This is a genomic window from Streptomyces sp. MUSC 14, from assembly GCF_001866675.1.
GTDB lineage: Bacteria > Actinomycetota > Actinomycetes > Streptomycetales > Streptomycetaceae > Streptomyces.
In genome coordinates this window covers 1-16,162 of sequence record NZ_MLYN01000056.1, presented here as the reverse complement: position 1 = coordinate 16,162, position 16,162 = coordinate 1, and the positions used below count along the sequence as shown (strand labels likewise).

The window sequence follows — 16,162 nt, the reverse complement described above, 5'->3', positions numbered from 1 at the left end:
GCGTACCGCCCGGCGGGGGCGGCGTACCGCCCGGCGGGGGCGGCGTACCGCCCGGCGGGGGCGGCGTACCGCCCGCCTAAGAACGCCGTGGTCCGCGCGCGCCTTCGGGCCCCGCTGCCAGACCCGTCAGCTCCCGGTGCAGCTCCTCCAGGGCGTCGAGGAGGACCGAGCGGTGGTACCAGCTCAGCCAGGCCGCCGTGTCGGAGGCCAGCAGGGCGAGCGCCTGGCTCTGGTCGTCGGTCGGGCGGTGCCCGGCCTCGGGCCAGTGCAGGGTGATCACGCCGGTGCAGGACCCGGACCGCGACAGCACCGGGACACTGTCGACGGCGCGGGTGCCCGTGCCCAGCAGGACCCGCCGGGACTCCTCGGACAGGAGCGTGTCGGCGGCCACGTCGGGCACGCTGACCCGGCGGCCGAGCAGCCGGGCGACCAGGTCCGGCAGCCCCTCGTCCCAGCCGCGCACCAGGTGGTCCAGAAACGTGTCCGCACAGCCGTGGTCGGACTCCAGCATGAGCGCGTTCACGGCCGGGTCGACGCAGCGTACGTATCCGGCACAGGCCCGCCCGGCGGCGAGCGCCTCGTGCAGCACGGCGTCGATCATCTGCCGCCGGTAGCGCGGGTCCCGGCCCTCCCGGGCCAGGATCCGCAGCGGCGGCACGGGCAGCGGCCGGCGGCCCGGGAACCAGACCGCACCGTCGGGCGGCCGGGCCACGACGACGGCGGAGACGAGCACCCGCAGCGGCACGTTGAACCTCTGCGAGACCTCGCGCAGCACCCGGAACGCGCCGGCCGGGTCCGGCAGGCCGTAGCGGACCATCACCACGCCCTGCGCCATGCCGATGACGGGGGCGGAGCGGACCCGGGCGCGCAGCGCGCGGACCTCCTTGCGCAGGTCCTCGTAACTGGGCCGCAGCGGGTCGGAGATCTGCGACCGCCAGGCGGGCAGGTCCGCGCCGCGGGTGGCGGCCCGGGCCAGCTCGCGCAGTGCGTCGTCGAGGGTGGCGTAGAGCCGGACACCGTCGAGACGCGCGAGGTGCACCGCCTCGCGCAGCCCCGGCCGCGCCCGGACGATGACCAGGTCCGGGCGGCCGGAGCGGCCCCGGGTCGTCTCACTGAGCGCGCGCAGTACGGCGGCGCCGCCGAGCTGCACATGGGCCATGTCGAGGACGGGCCGCAGCCCCGCGAGATCCGCCTGTTCCAGATGGCCGCGCAACTGCGCCGACCAGGCCTGTGCGCCCTCTGTGTCCAGGCTCCCTGACATGCGCAGCAGCACCGCCCCCTCGGCCGGCAGCCCCTCGACGACGGACGACTCGATCAGGAGCGGCGCCGGCCTCCCGACGGGGACGACCGGGGCGGACGGACCGGCAGCGGCGGAAGAAGCGGTGACGGGAGGGAGGCCGGCAGCCGTGGGGGGAGAGGGGACGGCGGAGGCGGACGAGGCAGACGGGCCGGAGTCGGAATCGGAGGCGGGTTTCATGGCCCCGCCCGTCGGCGCGTCGCCGGGGCGTCCCGCCCGCTCCCGGCCTCCACGCGGTCGTCGCCGATCTCCACGGCGTCCCCGCAGGCCTCCGGCGCAACCCGGGTCTCCACCGCTTCCAGCGGTTCCAGCGCTTCCAACGCGGACGCCATCGTGGCGTGCACCCGGATGCCCGGCAGCCCCGCGGTGCGCAGCGCGTCGCGGGCGTGCGGGCGGGGCTGTACGACGGGCAGGGCACGGCCGGAGAAGGCGAGGGCGCCGGTGGCCCGGTCCAGGGAGCGCACGGCGGCGGGGCAGGCGAGGTACGTCTCGGTCATGTCCAGCAGGGGGTGTTCCGCGGCCCGGTCGGCGAGGGCGATGTGCCCGGCGAGCGCCTCGGAGAACTCCACGGCGTTGGCGACGTCGACCGTGCCCCGGGCCCTCAGGATGCTGATCCCGCCCACCTCGGGCCGTCGCTCGTGGACGGTCTGCACGAGCAGCGGGGCCGAGCCGCGCGGGCGGGCGCGGGCACGGGACGGCTGGCCGTTTTCCATGGGATCGGGCTCCCTGGGTGGGGAAGGATCAGCCAGCCGCGTCTTGACCGGGGCTTCACTGTGCTCCGCGCGTGCCTCCGATGCAACGATTTTCCCCAGGCGTGTCGCACCCCGCGCGGCCCCGCCGGGCAGCGGTCGGGAGGAGGTCTGAAGGGCGGTGCGCACACCCGGAGTTCCCGCGCCGGCGTCTCCCGCCGCCGCGGGCACGCCCGCATCGCGTGACCTCGTCCGGTCCAAGGCCGATACTGCCCTTAGCTCCATCCGCATGATCCCTCCAGCACCACCAGTGAACCCGGCCCGGCGGCGGAAACCGCAGGTCCCGAGCCCACCCGCAAGGCGCACTAGGAGATACCGATGAGGATGCTGATCAACGTGCCGGAGACCGTCGTGGCGGACGCGCTGCGCGGGATGGCGGCGGCGTATCCCGATCTGACCGTGGATGTGGAGAACCGGGTGATCGTCCGCCGGGACGCCCCCGTTGCCGGGCAGGTCGCGCTGGTGTCGGGCGGCGGGTCGGGACACGAGCCGCTGCACGGCGGGTTCGTCGGCCACGGCATGCTGTCCGCCGCCTGTCCCGGGGAGGTGTTCACCTCGCCGGTGCCGGACCAGATGGCCCGTGCCGCGGCCGCCGTGGACAGCGGCGCCGGGGTGCTGTTCGTCGTGAAGAACTACACCGGTGACGTGCTGAACTTCGACATGGCGGCCGAACTGGCAGAGGACGAGGGCATCCAGGTCGCCAAGGTGCTCGTGAACGACGACGTGGCCGTGACCGACAGCCTCTACACCGCCGGCCGGCGCGGCACCGGCGCGACCCTGTTCGTGGAGAAGATCGCGGGCGCCGCCGCGGCCGAGGGGCAGCCGCTGGAGCGCGTGGAGGCGATCGGCCGCCGGGTGAACGAGAACTCCCGCAGCTTCGGTGTGGCCCTGAGCGCCTGCACGACCCCGGCGAAGGGCACCCCGACCTTCGATCTCCCGGACGGCGAGCTGGAGTTGGGTGTCGGCATCCACGGCGAGCCGGGCCGGGAGCGGCGGCCGATGATGACCTCCGGGGAGATCGCCGACTTCGCGGTGAACGCGATCCTGGAGGACATGCCGCCGCACAACCCGGTGCTGTTGCTGGTCAACGGCATGGGCGCCACCCCGCTGCTGGAGCTGTACGGCTTCCACGCCGAGGTGCAGCGGGTGCTCGCGGAGCGCGGGGTCGCGGTGGCCCGTACGCTCGTCGGCAACTACGTCACCTCCCTGGACATGGCGGGTGCCTCGGTGACGCTGTGTCAGATCGACGAGGAGCTGCTGCGGCTGTGGGACGCGCCGGTGCGCACCCCGGCACTGCGCTGGGGCATGTGAGCGCCTCCCGTCCCCGCTCCCCCCTATTCCCCTCTTCCAGAGCTCAACCCCCTTACCACGCAAGGAGATCCAGTGCTCGACGCCGACTTCTTCCGCCGCTGGATGGCGGTGACCGCCGCGTCCGTCGACCGTGAGGCGGAGCGGCTCACCGAACTCGACTCGGCCATCGGGGACGCCGACCACGGCAGCAATCTGCAACGCGGCTTCCGGGCCGTGACGGCCACCCTGGAGAAGGAGGAGCCCGCCACGCCGGGCGCCGTCCTGACGCTCGCCGGACGGCAGCTCATCTCGACGGTCGGCGGGGCCTCCGGGCCGCTGTACGGCACGCTGCTGCGCCGGACCGGCAAGGCGCTCGGCGAGGCCGCCGAGGTCAGCGTGGAGCAGCTGGCCGCGGCGCTGGGTTCGGGGGTGGAGGGGGTGAAGCAGCTCGGCGGAGCGGTGGTCGGGGACAAGACCATGATCGACGCCCTGGAGCCGGCCGTGGCCGCGCTCGAAGGCGGCTTCGCCGCCGCGCGGACCGCAGCCGAGCAGGGCGCCGAGGCGACCACACCGCTCCAGGCCCGCAAGGGCCGGGCGAGTTACCTCGGCGAGCGCAGCATCGGCCACCAGGACCCGGGCGCGACCTCGTCGGCGCTGCTGATCGCCGCACTCGAAGCAGCCGCTTCGCCGGCGGAGGGCCGGTCGTGAGCGACGAGAAGCTGGTCGGCATCGTGCTGGTCTCGCACAGCGCGGAAGTGGCCGCGTCGGTCGTGCAGTTGGCGAAGGGGCTCGCGGGCGGGGCCACGGAGGTGCTGGTGGCGCCGGCCGGCGGCACCGAGGACGGCGGGCTCGGCACCAGCGCCGAGCTGATCTCCGCCGCGGCGGCCTCGGTCGACCGGGGCGCCGGAGTCGCGGTGCTCAGCGACCTCGGCAGCGCGGTACTGACGGTGAAGGCGCTGCTCGCCGAGGGCGACGAACTGCCGGACGGCACCCGCCTGGTGGACGCGCCGTTCGTCGAGGGCGCGGTGGCCGCCGTGGTCACCGCCGCCGCGGGAGCGGGCCTGGACGCGGTGGAGGCCGCGGCGGCGGAGGCGTACACCTACCGCAAGGCGTGACGGCCACGCGGGCGGCGGGGCGGCACGCGGGAGGCGGTCACTGGCCGGTCGCGAACAGGCGGGCCAGCCGCTCTCCCGTCGCCACCGCCGCCGCGTGGTCCTCGACAGGTTTCACGCGGGAGTCCTTGAACACGATGTAGGTGACGCCGGAGGGCGCGCCGCCGTCGTTCGGGTCGGTGCTGATGCCGAGGCCCCGGGCGGTGGCGTAGGAGGCCTCGCCGATGAGGTCGCGCGGGCCGATGTCGCCGACCACCGCGTACTGGACCCGGTCGCGGTAGACGACGGCGGCGACGGAGCCGCCGCGCACGCCGTCGTCTCGGTGGTCCCAGATCCGGCTCGGCGCCGGAATCACGATGTAGGGCAGTGTCTCGGCGTTCAGACCGCGGCCGTCGGACTGCGGGTAGGCAGTGGCGGCGGCGAATCCCGGGTCGGTGGCGCGGTTGCAGTGGGCGGTGCGCTGGCCGTCGCAGTCGATGTCCATGTCGGCCTTCCAGAACACGGCGTCCCGTGTCCCGCACACGGGTACGGTCGCGCGGTGGCCGGCGTCGGTGCGGTACCGGCCCCGGGAGATCTGGTGGCAATCGCCCACCCGGGACAGCAGTTCGGTGGCAGCGACGGCGCCCTCGCTCCTGGCCGGGGGGCGCTCCCGCGGCGGGACGGCGAGAGCGGCATCGGGGAGCGCGGCCGGGGCGAGCAGGGCGACGCCGGCCGCGGCCAGCGTCAGCGACGGGACACGCACGATGGGGGACCTTCTCGTCGGGGACGGGTGGACCCGGGCCACTGTGCTGCGAGTTCGCGCCCGCGACCGTCCGGGCCGCTCCGAAGGGGCCGGATGGAGCACGCTTCTGACGCCCCGTGAGGGACAAGAGGATTATCGGCGGGCACAGGGGCCGGGGATCCGGGCACCGAACCGGCCCGGATCCCCCGGCCGCCCGCGCCGGCGCGGCTCCGGCGACGACAGCGTGTCCGCGCCGACGGCATGAACTCCCGTGACTTCTCGGGCAGTTCGGCCGCAGGGAGGCTCAGCATACGTAACTCTCCGGGAGGGTCACCACCACGGGTCCCGCCCACCGGCCGCCCCGTGCGGCCCTCTTGCCGCCGCCGCACCCGCCGGGCATATTGGTCCGGACTTTTGCGTGAGTTCGATCCCGATGCCGTCCCGGGGAGGCGGAGCCGTGCGACGCGTACCCCTGCCGCTCGTACTGGTCTGCGGAGCCCTGCTGCTGGTCACGTCCTGCGGCTGGAGCCGGGGCGGTGACGGTGACGACGGCCGGGCCCCCGGCCCTCCGACCGGGGTCACCGCGCAGGCGGGCAGCGCCACGAGCGTGCACGTGATGTGGAACGCGGTGACCGACAGCCCCGGTATCCGCACCTACGAGGTGTACCGCGGCACCACGAAGGCGGCCGAAGTGCCGGGTTCGCAGCACATGGTGGACGTCGTCAGGCTCAGGCCGTCCACCCGGTACGCCTTCACCGTGCGGGCCCGGGACGACCGGGGCCGCCTCGGTCCGCCCAGCCGGGCGGTCCCGGCGCGGACGCCGGCCCGGGTGGCTGCGGACCGCTCGGCGCCCACCCGGCCGTCGGCGCCCGCGGGGCGGGTCGTCGGCAGCCGCGCGGTCCAGCTGTCCTGGGGCGCGTCCCGGGACGACCGGGGCGTGGTCTCGTACGACGTCTGCCAGGGCGGGGCGAGGATCCACACCGTCGAAGGCGACCAGACGGCGACCGTGGTCACGGGTCTGCGACCGGGCACCGCCTACGTCTTCACGGTCCGGGCCCGGGACGCGGCCGACAACCTCTCCCCCGAAAGCACCCCGGTCCGTCTCACCACCCCGGGTACCGACGACGGCCACGCCACCGCGCCCACCGACTTCACCGCCGGGACCCACCGGTCCGGCGAGGCCTCCTACATCGACCTGTCCTGGGACCCGCCGGCCACGGACGGAGTGATCACCGAGTACCAGATCGAGCTGGACGGCAGGCCCGCCACCTCGCTGGTGTGGGGCGGCACGCCGCCGACCGGGCGGGCGGGATACAGCTTCTACGGCGGCACCGGCCACGGCGAGGAACACCGGGTACGGCTGCGCGCCCGGCTGCCGGACGGCACCTGGGGCGGCTGGTCACAGGAACGCACAGTGACCACCTGACCCCGGTGATCGCGGCGGACGAGCGGGCGCCGCTGCGCCGCACGGAGGAAACCGTCACCTGACCGGCCGTCTCCCGCAGGCCGGCCCCCGCGGCAGCGCCTTGGCTGCTGACCAGGCGCACGGACGTACCCGACCCTCGGCGGCCCATGGGACGTACCGCCGACCGTGCCGCCGGAGGCCGGTCATGTCCTGCACGCGACTTCTGCTCCGCTCCGGACCGGTCCTGGCGGCCGCCCTCGCGCTTCCCGCCGGGCAGGCCGTCGCGGCGTCGGGCATCTCCGTCAGCGCCGTCGGGTCCACCGTCTCGGTGGTCACCAGCGCGTGCACGCGGACCGACGGCGGCTGGGGCAGCGCCACCCTGCTGACCGGCCGGCGGACGGACGTCTCGGCGGGCCGGCGGACCATCCTCGCGGGCACGACCGCCGGCCAGTCCGCGACCTGGTCGGACGTGCGCCCGGGGACGTACACCGTGGTCGTGGTCTGCTCCGGCGGCGGCACGGCGGGCACCCGGCCGGTGCTCGTCCCGTCGGCCTCGGGGACGTCCTCGGCCGCGCCGGCCCTCGGCATCATGGGCGGCCTCGGCGGCGCCGCCCGGGACTACGGCCCGCTGACACTGGGCGTCGGCGCGGCCCTGGTCGGCGGCGGGGTGATCGCCACGGGCTGGTACCTGCGCCGCCGTTGACGCCGTTCCGGTTCGACACACCCGTACCGGCGCGCCCGCCCCGCACGGGGCTCAGTCGGTGTCCGGCAGGTCGGCGAACTCGCTCAGCGCGTGGGCGAGCCACTGGGTCCAGAAGGTCTCCAGGTCGATGCCGGCCCGCAGCACGAGGTGGCGCAGCCGGTCCTCGGGGGCGTCCCGGTCCGGCGGGAAGTCCCGCTCCTCGATCTCCCGGTACTCGGCCAACTGCCGCCGGTGCAGCTCCAGATGGCGGCGCAGATCCGTCTCCAGGCCCGCCGTGCCGACCACCGCGGCGGCCCGCAGCCGCAGCAGGAGCACGTCCCGCTGCGGCTTGGGGTCGCGCGCGGCCGCGGTCCAGCGGGCCAGTTCGGCGCGGCCGGCGGGCAGTACCTCGTAGCTCTTCTTCTGCCCGCGGGCCGGTGCCTGCGCCGGCAGTGCGCGGATGAGCCCGTCGGCCTCCAGCTTCCCCAGCTCGCGATAGATCTGCTGGTGCGTCGCGGACCAGAAGTAGCCGATCGACTTGTCGAAACGGCGGGTCAGTTCCAGTCCCGACGACGGCTTTTCCAGCAGGGCGGTGAGGATGGCGTGCGGGAGTGACATGGCCTCATCCTAGGGAGACGGCGAGGTACGGCAGGCGCCCTACAGCGCCGCCGCCAGCTCCGTGCCCTGCTTGATGGCCCGCTTGGCGTCCAGTTCGGCCGCGACGTCCGCGCCGCCGATCAGATGGACGCTCTGCCCGGCGGCGGCCAGCTCCTCGTACAGGTCGCGGCGCGGCTCCTGTCCGGTGCACAGGACGACCGTGTCGACCGCCAGGACCGTGCTCTCCTCGCCTACGGTGATGTGCAGGCCGGCGTCGTCGATACGGTCGTAGCGCACACCCGGGACCATGGTCACGCCCCGGTGCTTCAGTTCGGTGCGGTGGATCCAGCCGGTGGTCTTGCCGAGCCCGGCGCCGACCTTGCTGGTCTTGCGCTGGAGCAGGTGGACCTGGCGGGGCGGGGCGGGCCGCTCGGCTGCGGCGAGGCCGCCCGGCGTCCGGTAGTCCATGTCGACGCCCCAGCCGCGGAAGTACGTCTCGGGGTCCTCGCTCGCCTTGTCGCCGCCGTCGGTGAGGAACTCGGCGACGTCGAAGCCGATGCCGCCGGCGCCGAGGACGGCGACCCGCTCGCCGACGGGGGCGCCGCCCTGCAGTACGTCGAGGTAGCTGACGACGCGGGGGTGGTCGACGCCCGGGATGTCCGGGGTGCGCGGGGTGACGCCGGTGGCGACGACGACCTCGTCGTAGCCGGCGACGGTCTCGGCGGTGACCCAGGTGTCCAGGCGCACGTCGACGCCGTGCGCGTCGAGCTGGTGGCGGAAGTAGCGCAGGGTCTCGTCGAACTCCTGCTTGCCGGGGACCCTGCGGGCGACGTTGAGCTGGCCGCCGACCTCGCTCGCGGCGTCGAAGAGCGTGACCGCGTGACCGCGTTCGGCGGCGCTCACGGCGCAGGCGAGGCCCGCCGGTCCCGCGCCGACGACGGCGACGCGCTTCCTCAGCCGGGTCGGCGCGAGCACCAGCTCGGTCTCGTGGCAGGCGCGCGGGTTGACCAGGCAGGAGGTGATCTTCCCGCTGAAGGTGTGGTCGAGGCAGGCCTGATTGCAGCCGATGCAGGTGTTGATGGCCTCGGGCGTGCCGGCGGCGGCCTTGGCGACGAAGTCGGGGTCGGCGAGCATCGGGCGGGCCATGGAGACCATGTCGGCGAAGCCGCCGGCCAGCAACTCCTCCGCGACCTCGGGGGTGTTGATGCGGTTGGTGGTCACCAGCGGGACGGACACCTCGCCCATCAGCTTCTTGGTGACCCAGGTGTAGGCGCCACGCGGCACCGAGGTGGCGATGGTGGGGATGCGGGCCTCGTGCCAGCCGATGCCGGTGTTGATGATCGTCGCCCCGGCGGCCTCGATCTCCTTGGCGAGGGTGACGACCTCCGGCAGCGAGGAGCCGCCCGGGACCAGGTCCAGCATGGACAGCCGGTAGATGACGATGAAGTCCTCGCCGACGGCCTCGCGTACCCGCTTGACGATCTCGACGGGGAAGCGCGTCCGGTTCTCGTAGGAGCCGCCCCAGCGGTCGGTGCGCCGGTTGGTCTGCAGGGCGATGAACTCGTTGATGAGGTAGCCCTCGGAGCCCATGATCTCGACGCCGTCGTAGCCGGCCTGCCGGGCGAGGCGGGCGGTGCGGGCGTAGTCGTCGATGGTCCGCTCGATGTCGGCGTCGCTCAGCTCGCGCGGCACGAAGGGGCTGATGGGGGCCTGGAGCGGGCTCGGCGCGACGAGGTCCTGGTGGTAGGCGTACCGCCCGAAGTGCAGGATCTGCATCGCGATCCGGCCGCCCTCGCGGTGCACGGCGTCGGTGACGGCCCGGTGCTGCTCGGCCTCGTCCTCGGTGGTGAGCTTGGCGCCGCCCTCGTACGGCCGGCCCTCGTCGTTGGGCGCGATGCCGCCGGTGACGATGAGGCCGACGCCGCCGCGCGCGCGGGCCGCGTAGAACGCCGCCATCCGCTCGAAGCCGCGCTCGGCCTCCTCCAGGCCGACGTGCATGGAGCCCATCAGCACGCGGTTGGGCAGGGTGGTGAAGCCCAGGTCGAGCGGGTTCATCAGATGCGGGTAACGGCTCATCGGGCCCTCCGTGCACGGGTGTCGTCACTCCTTGTTGTAGAGGACACCCGGACCTTTGTGCAACTAGTTGCAGAACCACGGGAAGGTGACGCCCACCACTCTGTACCTACTAGTATGTACATTCAGCACGGCACAGCACGGACCACCGCCCGCCTCCGAGAGGATGTTCCGCCATGCCCTTCGTCCGGATCGACACGCTCGGCACCGACCCCGTCCGGCTCGACGCACTCGGCCAGGCCGTCCACGACGCCCTGGTGGAAACCCTCGGCGTCCCGCCCGAGGACCGCTTCCAGGTGCTGACCGGCCACGACGGCGTGACCGGCACGCTGCGCCACGACGCCCACCTCGGCGTGCCCAAGGACGACTCGGCGGTGTTCGTCGCGATCACCCTGCGCGCCGGGCGCGGCCCGGACCGCAAGCGCGCGCTGTACCGGCGGATCGCCGAGCTGGTGCACGAGCGCACGGGCACGGACCCGGCGAACGTGCTCGTCACGCTCAGCGAGAACACGTCCGTCGACTGGTCCTTCGGGTACGGCGTGGCGCAGTACGCCCCGGACGGCGAGGGGCCGGCCGGGGCGCTGTCGTAGCGCTGTGCGAACAGGTGTCAGGCGCTCTCCAGGCGCAGGTGCAGATCCCGCTCCTGGTCGCCGGAGGCCGTACAGGTCTCCTGGACGGTGAAGATCGTGTCCAGGGTGTGCCGGAACCGGTCCACGGCCCAGTAGCCGCCCTGGACGTCCGCCTGGACGGCCGAGCCGAGGTGGACCGGCGCACAGTGCGGCACGTGCTCGTCCGCGACGTCGTAGGTGCCGAGCCACACCATCGGCCGGACCTCGTGCAACTGCCGGGGGACCTCCTCCGCGCCCCGGTCGGACGCGAAGCAGGACCTCAGGGCGTCGAAGACGATGCGGGCGTCCTCCTTGGAGCCGCTGATCTCCACCGTGACGGTTTCCGGATGCGACCGTTCCGCGTGTCCCATTGATCGCTCCTTTCGTGGCCGCGCCGCGGTGGAACGGGGTACCCCGCCCAGCCGCGTCCACCCCCAGGAAAGCACCACGGGCCCGTGAGCACACCCCCAGTCGGGGTCAGCCGCGCGTGAACTTGTACGTCTTGCTGTCGGTGAGGATGCAGAAGCCGGGCGACATCACGATCACGCGCAGGGTGCCGGTGCGCCGGTCGTAGTCGATGCCCTCCACCTCGAAGGTGCCCGAGCAGGAGCTGCGCAGCGGCAGCTGGCGCAGGGCGGTGACATGGCCGGAGACGTCCGTGGAGCCGGGGGTGGCCGACAGGTCGATCTGGAGCAGCGGCTTGGTCATGCCGAACAGGCTGCCGTCGGGGTCGTCCGAGGAGCACAGCAGGGTGGTGGGACCGGAGAAGTCGCAGCCCTGGACGTCACGGACCGGGTGGTCCAGGTGGACCTGCGAGGCCAGCGGGAGGTCGGCCGAGGGCGAGGTGCTCGCGTTGACGCCGGGGGTCGGGAAGACCAGCAGGCGGTTCATCGTGCCCCACTCGCCCGAGAGCATCCACTGGCCGTCGGGCGAGATCGCGTCCCACGAGTTGTTCAAGGCCTCGCCGGAGCTCAGCGTGTGCACGTACTCCGACCAGGTTCCGTCGGGCGCCTGCACGCGGTACATCTTCGAGTTGCCGGAGTCCTGCTGGTAGGGCTCGATGTAGTAGCCGTTGTACGAGGCGTCGGGGTCGCCGACGTGGTTCCAGCCGCGCACGGAGACGCTGAGCGGGATGGTGCCGATGCCCGTGTAGCGGTTGGGGCTGTTGGCCGGCACCTCCACGGAGGTCAGGCCCTGGCTCTCGGTCAGCGGGTCGGCGCGGTCGGAGCCGGTCTCGGTCCAGGTGTCGGCCGCGGAGGCGGGCACGGGCGCGGCGAGGGACACGACGGCGGCGGTGGCCAGGGTGACGAGTCCGGCGAGGACGGTGTGACAACGTTGCCGGGCGGACGCGGGCATGGCCGGCTCCTCGGGTGGGATGGGGGCGGCGTGCGGGGGCACTCGGACGGCGGACAGTCTGGCGTGGCCTGTTAGGCATGTACAGGCCAATGAAGCAACATGTGCGTGAACACTCCCGGTGTGCGCACGGCGCGTGCAGGATGTCCGGGAGGCGGCGCCGATGCGGCGGAGGCACCCGTTACGGCGGCTTCGGCGGACGTGTGCCGCCGCGGTGAGCGATGGTGGAGGTTAGCCGGCGAACGGGCCGGAGAGTCGGGTGTGACGCGGTGGAGCAAGGGGAGCCGGCACGGGGGACCACGTGCCGAGCCGACGGGCGAAGGCGGTGCAGTGCATGAGTGCAGCCGAGGCTCCGGTGACGCAGGGCGGCGATCCCGCCCGCGGGCCGGTACGGCCGGGCGGCCTGCTCGACGTGCTGGGCGTGGCGTCGGTGGTGCTGGACACCGACGGCCGGATCGTGCTGTGGAGCCCGCAGGCGGAGGAGCTGTTCGGGTACACCGCGCACGAGGCCCTCGGCCAGTACGCAGCCCGGCTGATGGTCCACGAGCGGCACATCGAGCTGGTCGGCAAGCTCTTCGCCGACGTGATGCGCACCGGGCAGAGCTGGGCCGGCGGATTCCCGGTCAGGCACAAGGACGGCAGCACCCGCCTGGTGGAGTTCCGCAACATGCGGCTGCTGGACGACCGCGGTGACGTGTACGCACTCGGCCTCGCCGCCGACCAGTCGACCGTGCGGCGCCTCGAACAGGACGTGGCCCTGTCCGAGCGGATGGTCGAGCAGTCGCCGAGCGGCCTCGCCGTCCTGGACCCGCAGCTGTGCTTCGTCTCGGTGAACCCCGCCCTGGAGCGGATCAACGGCCTGCCCGCCGCCGACCACGTGGGACGCCCGCTGGCCGAGGTCCTGCCCCGGCTGGTGACCGAGCCCCTGGAGGCGGAGGCCCGGCAGGTGCTGCGGACCGGGGCGCCGGTGATCGACCGGCTCGTGGTCGGCCGTACGTCGGCCGACCCCGAGCAGGACCACACCTGGTCGCTGTCGCTGTACCGCCTGGAGGACGCGCTGGGCAACGTGCTGGGCGTCGCGGCCTCCATGATCGACATCACCGAGCAGCACCGGGCGTCCGTGGAGGCGGAGACGGCCCGGCGCCGGCTCGCGGTCATCGCCGACGCCTCCGCCCGCATCGGTACGACGCTCGAACTGGACCGCACCGCCTGCGAGTTGGCCGATGTCGCGGTACCGGAGCTGGCCGACGTGGCCGCCGTGGACCTGCTGGACGCGGTGGTGGAGGGCCGGCGCAGCACGCTGGGCCCGGCGGAGCCGGCGGTGATCCGGGCCCTCGCGCTGCGCCCGCAGGACGACTCGGATGCCGTGCGGGCCGCGGACCCGCCCGGCGAGACCGCCCGGTACGAGCCCGACCGGCTGGTCACCGAGTGCGTGCGCTCTGCGGAGCCGGTGCTGGTGCCGCGCGTGAAGGACGCGGACCTGCCCCGCATCGCCCGCTCCCCCGAGGCGGCCGAGCTGCTGGGCCGCGCGGGCCTGCACTCGTATCTCGCGGTGCCGTTGATCGCCCGCGGCGAGGTGCTCGGCGCCCTGGACCTCAAACGCACCCGCAATCCCGCGCCGTTCGACGAGGACGACGTCCTGCTCGCCCGTGAACTGGCCGCCCGCGCCGCGGTGCAGATCGACAACGCGCGCTGGTACCAGAACGCCCGCAACACCGCCCTCACACTCCAGCGCAGCCTGCTGCCCAGCCATCCGCCGGTCACCACCGGCCTGGAGGTGGCCTCGCGCTACCAGCCGGCCGGGGCGACGAGCGAGGTCGGCGGCGACTGGTTCGACGTCATCCCGCTGGAGGGCGGCAGGACCGCGCTCGTGGTCGGCGACGTGATGGGCAGCGGGATCAGCGCGGCCGCGACGATGGGCCGGCTGCGCACGGCGACCACCACGCTCGCCTCCCTCGGCCTGGACCCCGCGCTGCTGCTGGAACAGCTGGACAAGACCACGTCCGCCCTCGACCACTCGATCGCGACCTGTGTGTACGCCGTCCACGACCCGTATCTGCAGCAGTGCCGGATCGCCAACGCCGGTCATCTGCCCCCGGCCCGGGTCCGCCCGGGCCGGCCGCCGGAACTGCTCGACCTGCCGACCGGGGTACCGCTGGGGGTGGGCGGGGTCGAGTTCTCCACCGTCACCGTCGACTTCGCTCCCGGTGACGAACTCGTCTTCTACACCGACGGGTTGGTGGAGACCCGCTGCCACTCGCTGGACGAGCGCCTGGACTTCCTGCTGTCCCTGCTCGACGATCCCGCCCGCCCCCTGGAGGAGACCTGCGACCTCCTCCTGCGCACCCTGCACCACCCCGACAACCACGACGACGTCGCCCTGCTCATCGCCCGGGCACAGGAACTGCCGTAGCCGGGACGGGCGTTACGGCAGTTCGCCGATGACGACGTGTGCGTACCACTCCTCCGACTCCGCCAGACGGGCCGTCAGGCCCGCCTCGGCGAAGGCGCGCAGGGCGGCGGGGGCCTGGCGTTCGCTGGTCTCGGTCAGCAGACGGCCGCCCGGTGCGAGCCACGCGGGCGCCCCGGCGGCCACCCGGCGCAGCACGTCGAGACCGTCGGCGCCGCCGTCCAGGGCGACCAGCGGTTCGTGGTCGCGGGCCTCGGCCGGCAGCAGCGGAAGCTCGGCGGTGGGGACATAGGGCACGTTGGCCAGCAGGACGTCGACGCGGCCGCGCAGTCCGGCGGGAAGGGCGTCGTAGAGGTCACCCACGTGGGCCGTGCCGCCGAAGGGGGCGAGGTTGCGGCGGGCGCAGCGGACGGCGGCCGGGGCGATGTCGGCGGCGTGCACCTCGGCGCCGTCCAGGGCGGCGGCCAGGGCCGCGCCGAGCGCGCCGGAACCGCAGCACAGGTCCACGACGACGGACGCGTGCGGCGCCAGGGCCAGCGCCCGGTCGACCAGGAACTCGGTACGTCGGCGGGGGACGAACACCCCTGGTGCCACGCGGATGCGCAGCCCGTGGAACCGGGCCCAGCCGAGGACCTGTTCGAGCGGGAGCCCCGCGACCCGCCGGTCCACCATCGAGGTCAGTTCCGCGTCGGTACGGGCGGTGGCAAGTATCAACTCCGCCTCGTCCTCGGCGAATACGCACCCGGCGGCGCGCAGCGCGGAGACGACGGCTTCAGGAGAAACGGCATCAGGGGAAGAAGAGTGCACGGAGGGCGTGAGCCTTTCGGGAGCGCTTGACCGGTGGGCGCTCCCCGCGGTCACCGCTTGCGGTGCACCGCGCCGTCCTGAGGAGAGAGCACCCCGGCTGACACAGCGGTGATGGGTCCCACCTCCTCGTCCGTCGGGGCCGCGTCAGTTCGCGACCGGACGGCCACCCTACCCCAACGGCCGCGTGGAGCCCCCCTGGCGGACCCCTGCGGAAAAGCGGATGACGCGCCGCCCGGACCGTGGTTACGATCCCCGCGATGACGACTCACCCGACTCTGCGATTGGGGGTCCCGTCCGCGCCAGGTGAGTGCTGATGCTCACTTCCACCGCGTACGGGGACTCCCGACTTTCCCTGTGGCAGCGCGTGCGTGCGTACGCCGTGCCACCGTCCATGATCGAGCCGGCCACCGAGCGGCGTGCCGCCGGAGACTGGGCGGGGGCCTGTGCCGCCGCACGGATCGACGTCGACCTCGATCTGCGTTCCGTCGCCCGCGCCCACGGCCACGACCTCGCGGCCCGGCTCCGCGCCGACCTCCGGCATCTCGCCCCCGACCTGCTGCGCTGGCACATGCCGAGGATCGCGCCCGACGGCCTGCTGCGCCCCGGGCTGACCCTCACGCTGGCCCGGTACGGCGGCTCCGGCCGTGCCGGTCCACTGCATCTCGTGGTGCGCACGCCGCCGGCCTGGGCGGATGCCGGCCAACGGATCGGCCTCGCCCTGTGGGATCCGGCCGAGCCCCACACCGGCCGCCATCCGCATCCGCACCCGAGCCGGCGCTACCGGCTCGATCTGCACCGGCATCTGTGGGACGCCCGCAGGGCCGCCGAGCTGCGCGACCGGTCGGGGGCCGGCGGGCCCGTACCGCCGGACGCCGATCCGCTGGGGCTGGCCCCGCCGGGACAGGGCTGTGCCGTCGGCCGGTGGGCGGCCGAGGCACGCCTCCTGCTGGCGGCCGAAGGCCGGCCGGCCGGCGCCTTCGCCGTACGACTCGGCGGGGGACGCCGCCTGGTCCTGACGATGGCCGCGGACGGAGACGACACCCCGAACCCCGCCGCAC

General features: G+C 73.9%; 15 protein-coding genes and 1 pseudogene. 8 read left to right on the top strand and 8 right to left on the bottom strand.

All coding sequences use genetic code 11. The features are described from left to right. Positions 1 to 76 precede the first annotated feature (76 nt). Both BIV25_RS33155 and BIV25_RS53430 read right to left on the bottom strand, forming a co-directional pair. Positions 77 to 1,477, bottom strand: coding sequence for an ANTAR domain-containing protein (locus tag BIV25_RS33155; protein ID WP_256256480.1), 1,401 nt, complete (start codon positions 1,475 to 1,477; stop codon positions 77 to 79). Next, positions 1,474 to 2,010 carry an STAS domain-containing protein gene (locus BIV25_RS53430; protein WP_256256479.1) on the bottom strand — a complete coding sequence of 179 codons (537 nt, stop codon included), beginning with the start codon at positions 2,008 to 2,010 and terminating at the stop codon, positions 1,474 to 1,476. The genes BIV25_RS33155 and BIV25_RS53430 overlap by 4 nt, the downstream gene beginning before the upstream one ends. A gap of 354 nt (positions 2,011 to 2,364) precedes the next feature. Between BIV25_RS53430 and dhaK the strand changes: the two genes are divergently transcribed. The 3 genes from dhaK to BIV25_RS33135 all read left to right on the top strand — a co-directional run bounded on the left by dhaK (position 2,365) and on the right by BIV25_RS33135 (position 4,451). Next, the gene (gene dhaK, locus BIV25_RS33145) at positions 2,365 to 3,357 is read left to right on the top strand and encodes a dihydroxyacetone kinase subunit DhaK (protein ID WP_071376191.1); all 993 of its coding nucleotides are present in this window, start codon (positions 2,365 to 2,367) and stop codon (positions 3,355 to 3,357) included. Positions 3,358 to 3,429: 72 nt separating this feature from the next. After that, the gene (gene dhaL, locus BIV25_RS33140; protein ID WP_071376190.1) at positions 3,430 to 4,044 is read left to right on the top strand and encodes a dihydroxyacetone kinase subunit DhaL; all 615 of its coding nucleotides are present in this window, start codon (positions 3,430 to 3,432) and stop codon (positions 4,042 to 4,044) included. After that, positions 4,041 to 4,451 carry a PTS-dependent dihydroxyacetone kinase phosphotransferase subunit DhaM gene (locus tag BIV25_RS33135; protein ID WP_071376189.1) on the top strand — a complete coding sequence of 137 codons (411 nt, stop codon included), beginning with the start codon at positions 4,041 to 4,043 and terminating at the stop codon, positions 4,449 to 4,451. The genes dhaL and BIV25_RS33135 overlap by 4 nt, the downstream gene beginning before the upstream one ends. 37 nt (positions 4,452 to 4,488) lie before the next feature. Here the strand turns inward: BIV25_RS33135 and BIV25_RS33130 are convergent, their stop codons facing one another. Then, entirely contained in the window at positions 4,489 to 5,190 is a 702-nt protein-coding gene (locus BIV25_RS33130) for a glycoside hydrolase family 75 protein (protein ID WP_071376188.1), read from the bottom strand. Positions 5,191 to 5,626: 436 nt separating this feature from the next. Here BIV25_RS33130 and BIV25_RS33125 point away from each other — a divergent pair, with 436 nt between their 5' ends. Both BIV25_RS33125 and BIV25_RS33120 read left to right on the top strand, forming a co-directional pair. Further along, positions 5,627 to 6,595, top strand: a complete 969-nt coding sequence (locus tag BIV25_RS33125; protein WP_071376187.1) for a fibronectin type III domain-containing protein — start codon at positions 5,627 to 5,629, stop codon at positions 6,593 to 6,595. 184 nt (positions 6,596 to 6,779) lie between these two features. Then, entirely contained in the window at positions 6,780 to 7,277 is a 498-nt protein-coding gene (locus tag BIV25_RS33120) for a hypothetical protein (protein ID WP_071376186.1), read from the top strand. Positions 7,278 to 7,328: 51 nt separating this feature from the next. On the opposite strand, the gene BIV25_RS33115 is transcribed toward BIV25_RS33120, so the two are convergent. Together BIV25_RS33115 and BIV25_RS33110 are read right to left on the bottom strand one after the other, a co-directional pair. Further along, positions 7,329 to 7,874 carry a PadR family transcriptional regulator gene (locus tag BIV25_RS33115; RefSeq protein WP_071376185.1) on the bottom strand — a complete coding sequence of 182 codons (546 nt, stop codon included), beginning with the start codon at positions 7,872 to 7,874 and terminating at the stop codon, positions 7,329 to 7,331. 39 nt (positions 7,875 to 7,913) lie between these two features. After that, positions 7,914 to 9,929: an NADPH-dependent 2,4-dienoyl-CoA reductase gene (locus tag BIV25_RS33110; protein ID WP_071376184.1), complete on the bottom strand. Its 2,016-nt coding sequence runs from the start codon at positions 9,927 to 9,929 to the stop codon at positions 7,914 to 7,916. Positions 9,930 to 10,102: 173 nt separating this feature from the next. Here BIV25_RS33110 and BIV25_RS33105 point away from each other — a divergent pair, with 173 nt between their 5' ends. After that, the gene (locus BIV25_RS33105) at positions 10,103 to 10,516 is read left to right on the top strand and encodes a tautomerase family protein (protein ID WP_071376183.1); all 414 of its coding nucleotides are present in this window, start codon (positions 10,103 to 10,105) and stop codon (positions 10,514 to 10,516) included. A gap of 17 nt (positions 10,517 to 10,533) precedes the next feature. On the opposite strand, the gene BIV25_RS33100 is transcribed toward BIV25_RS33105, so the two are convergent. Further along, positions 10,534 to 10,905, bottom strand: a complete 372-nt coding sequence (locus BIV25_RS33100) for a hypothetical protein (RefSeq protein WP_071376182.1) — start codon at positions 10,903 to 10,905, stop codon at positions 10,534 to 10,536. Positions 10,906 to 11,011: 106 nt separating this feature from the next. Next, a complete protein-coding gene (locus BIV25_RS33095; RefSeq protein WP_071376181.1) occupies positions 11,012 to 11,890 on the bottom strand; it encodes a hypothetical protein in 879 nt (292 codons plus the stop codon). A gap of 331 nt (positions 11,891 to 12,221) precedes the next feature. Between BIV25_RS33095 and BIV25_RS33090 the strand changes: the two genes are divergently transcribed. Beyond that, positions 12,222 to 14,300: a SpoIIE family protein phosphatase gene (locus BIV25_RS33090; protein WP_071376180.1), complete on the top strand. Its 2,079-nt coding sequence runs from the start codon at positions 12,222 to 12,224 to the stop codon at positions 14,298 to 14,300. A 12-nt stretch (positions 14,301 to 14,312) separates the two neighbouring features. Here BIV25_RS33090 and BIV25_RS33085 read toward each other — a convergent pair whose 3' ends face one another. Continuing rightward, a complete protein-coding gene (locus BIV25_RS33085; RefSeq protein WP_071376179.1) occupies positions 14,313 to 15,104 on the bottom strand; it encodes a putative protein N(5)-glutamine methyltransferase in 792 nt (263 codons plus the stop codon). Positions 15,105 to 15,417: 313 nt separating this feature from the next. On the opposite strand from BIV25_RS33085, the pseudogene BIV25_RS33080 reads away from it, so the two are divergent. Next, positions 15,418 to 16,162 (top strand): annotated as a pseudogene (locus tag BIV25_RS33080) (hypothetical protein); the annotation flags it as partial.

What these genes read in the sequence shown, in the direction of transcription:
- BIV25_RS33155 (WP_256256480.1), bottom strand. Translation starts at nt 1,477, where the DNA reads ATGAAACCCGCCTCCGATTCCGACTCCGGCCCGTCTGCCTCGTCCGCC.
- BIV25_RS53430 (WP_256256479.1), bottom strand. Translation starts at nt 2,010, where the DNA reads ATGGAAAACGGCCAGCCGTCCCGTGCCCGCGCCCGCCCGCGCGGCTCG.
- dhaK (WP_071376191.1), top strand. Translation starts at nt 2,365, where the DNA reads ATGAGGATGCTGATCAACGTGCCGGAGACCGTCGTGGCGGACGCGCTG.
- BIV25_RS33120 (WP_071376186.1), top strand. Translation starts at nt 6,780, where the DNA reads ATGTCCTGCACGCGACTTCTGCTCCGCTCCGGACCGGTCCTGGCGGCC.
- BIV25_RS33115 (WP_071376185.1), bottom strand. Translation starts at nt 7,874, where the DNA reads ATGTCACTCCCGCACGCCATCCTCACCGCCCTGCTGGAAAAGCCGTCG.
- BIV25_RS33110 (WP_071376184.1), bottom strand. Translation starts at nt 9,929, where the DNA reads ATGAGCCGTTACCCGCATCTGATGAACCCGCTCGACCTGGGCTTCACC.
- BIV25_RS33105 (WP_071376183.1), top strand. Translation starts at nt 10,103, where the DNA reads ATGCCCTTCGTCCGGATCGACACGCTCGGCACCGACCCCGTCCGGCTC.
- BIV25_RS33100 (WP_071376182.1), bottom strand. Translation starts at nt 10,905, where the DNA reads ATGGGACACGCGGAACGGTCGCATCCGGAAACCGTCACGGTGGAGATC.
- BIV25_RS33095 (WP_071376181.1), bottom strand. Translation starts at nt 11,890, where the DNA reads ATGCCCGCGTCCGCCCGGCAACGTTGTCACACCGTCCTCGCCGGACTC.
- BIV25_RS33090 (WP_071376180.1), top strand. Translation starts at nt 12,222, where the DNA reads ATGAGTGCAGCCGAGGCTCCGGTGACGCAGGGCGGCGATCCCGCCCGC.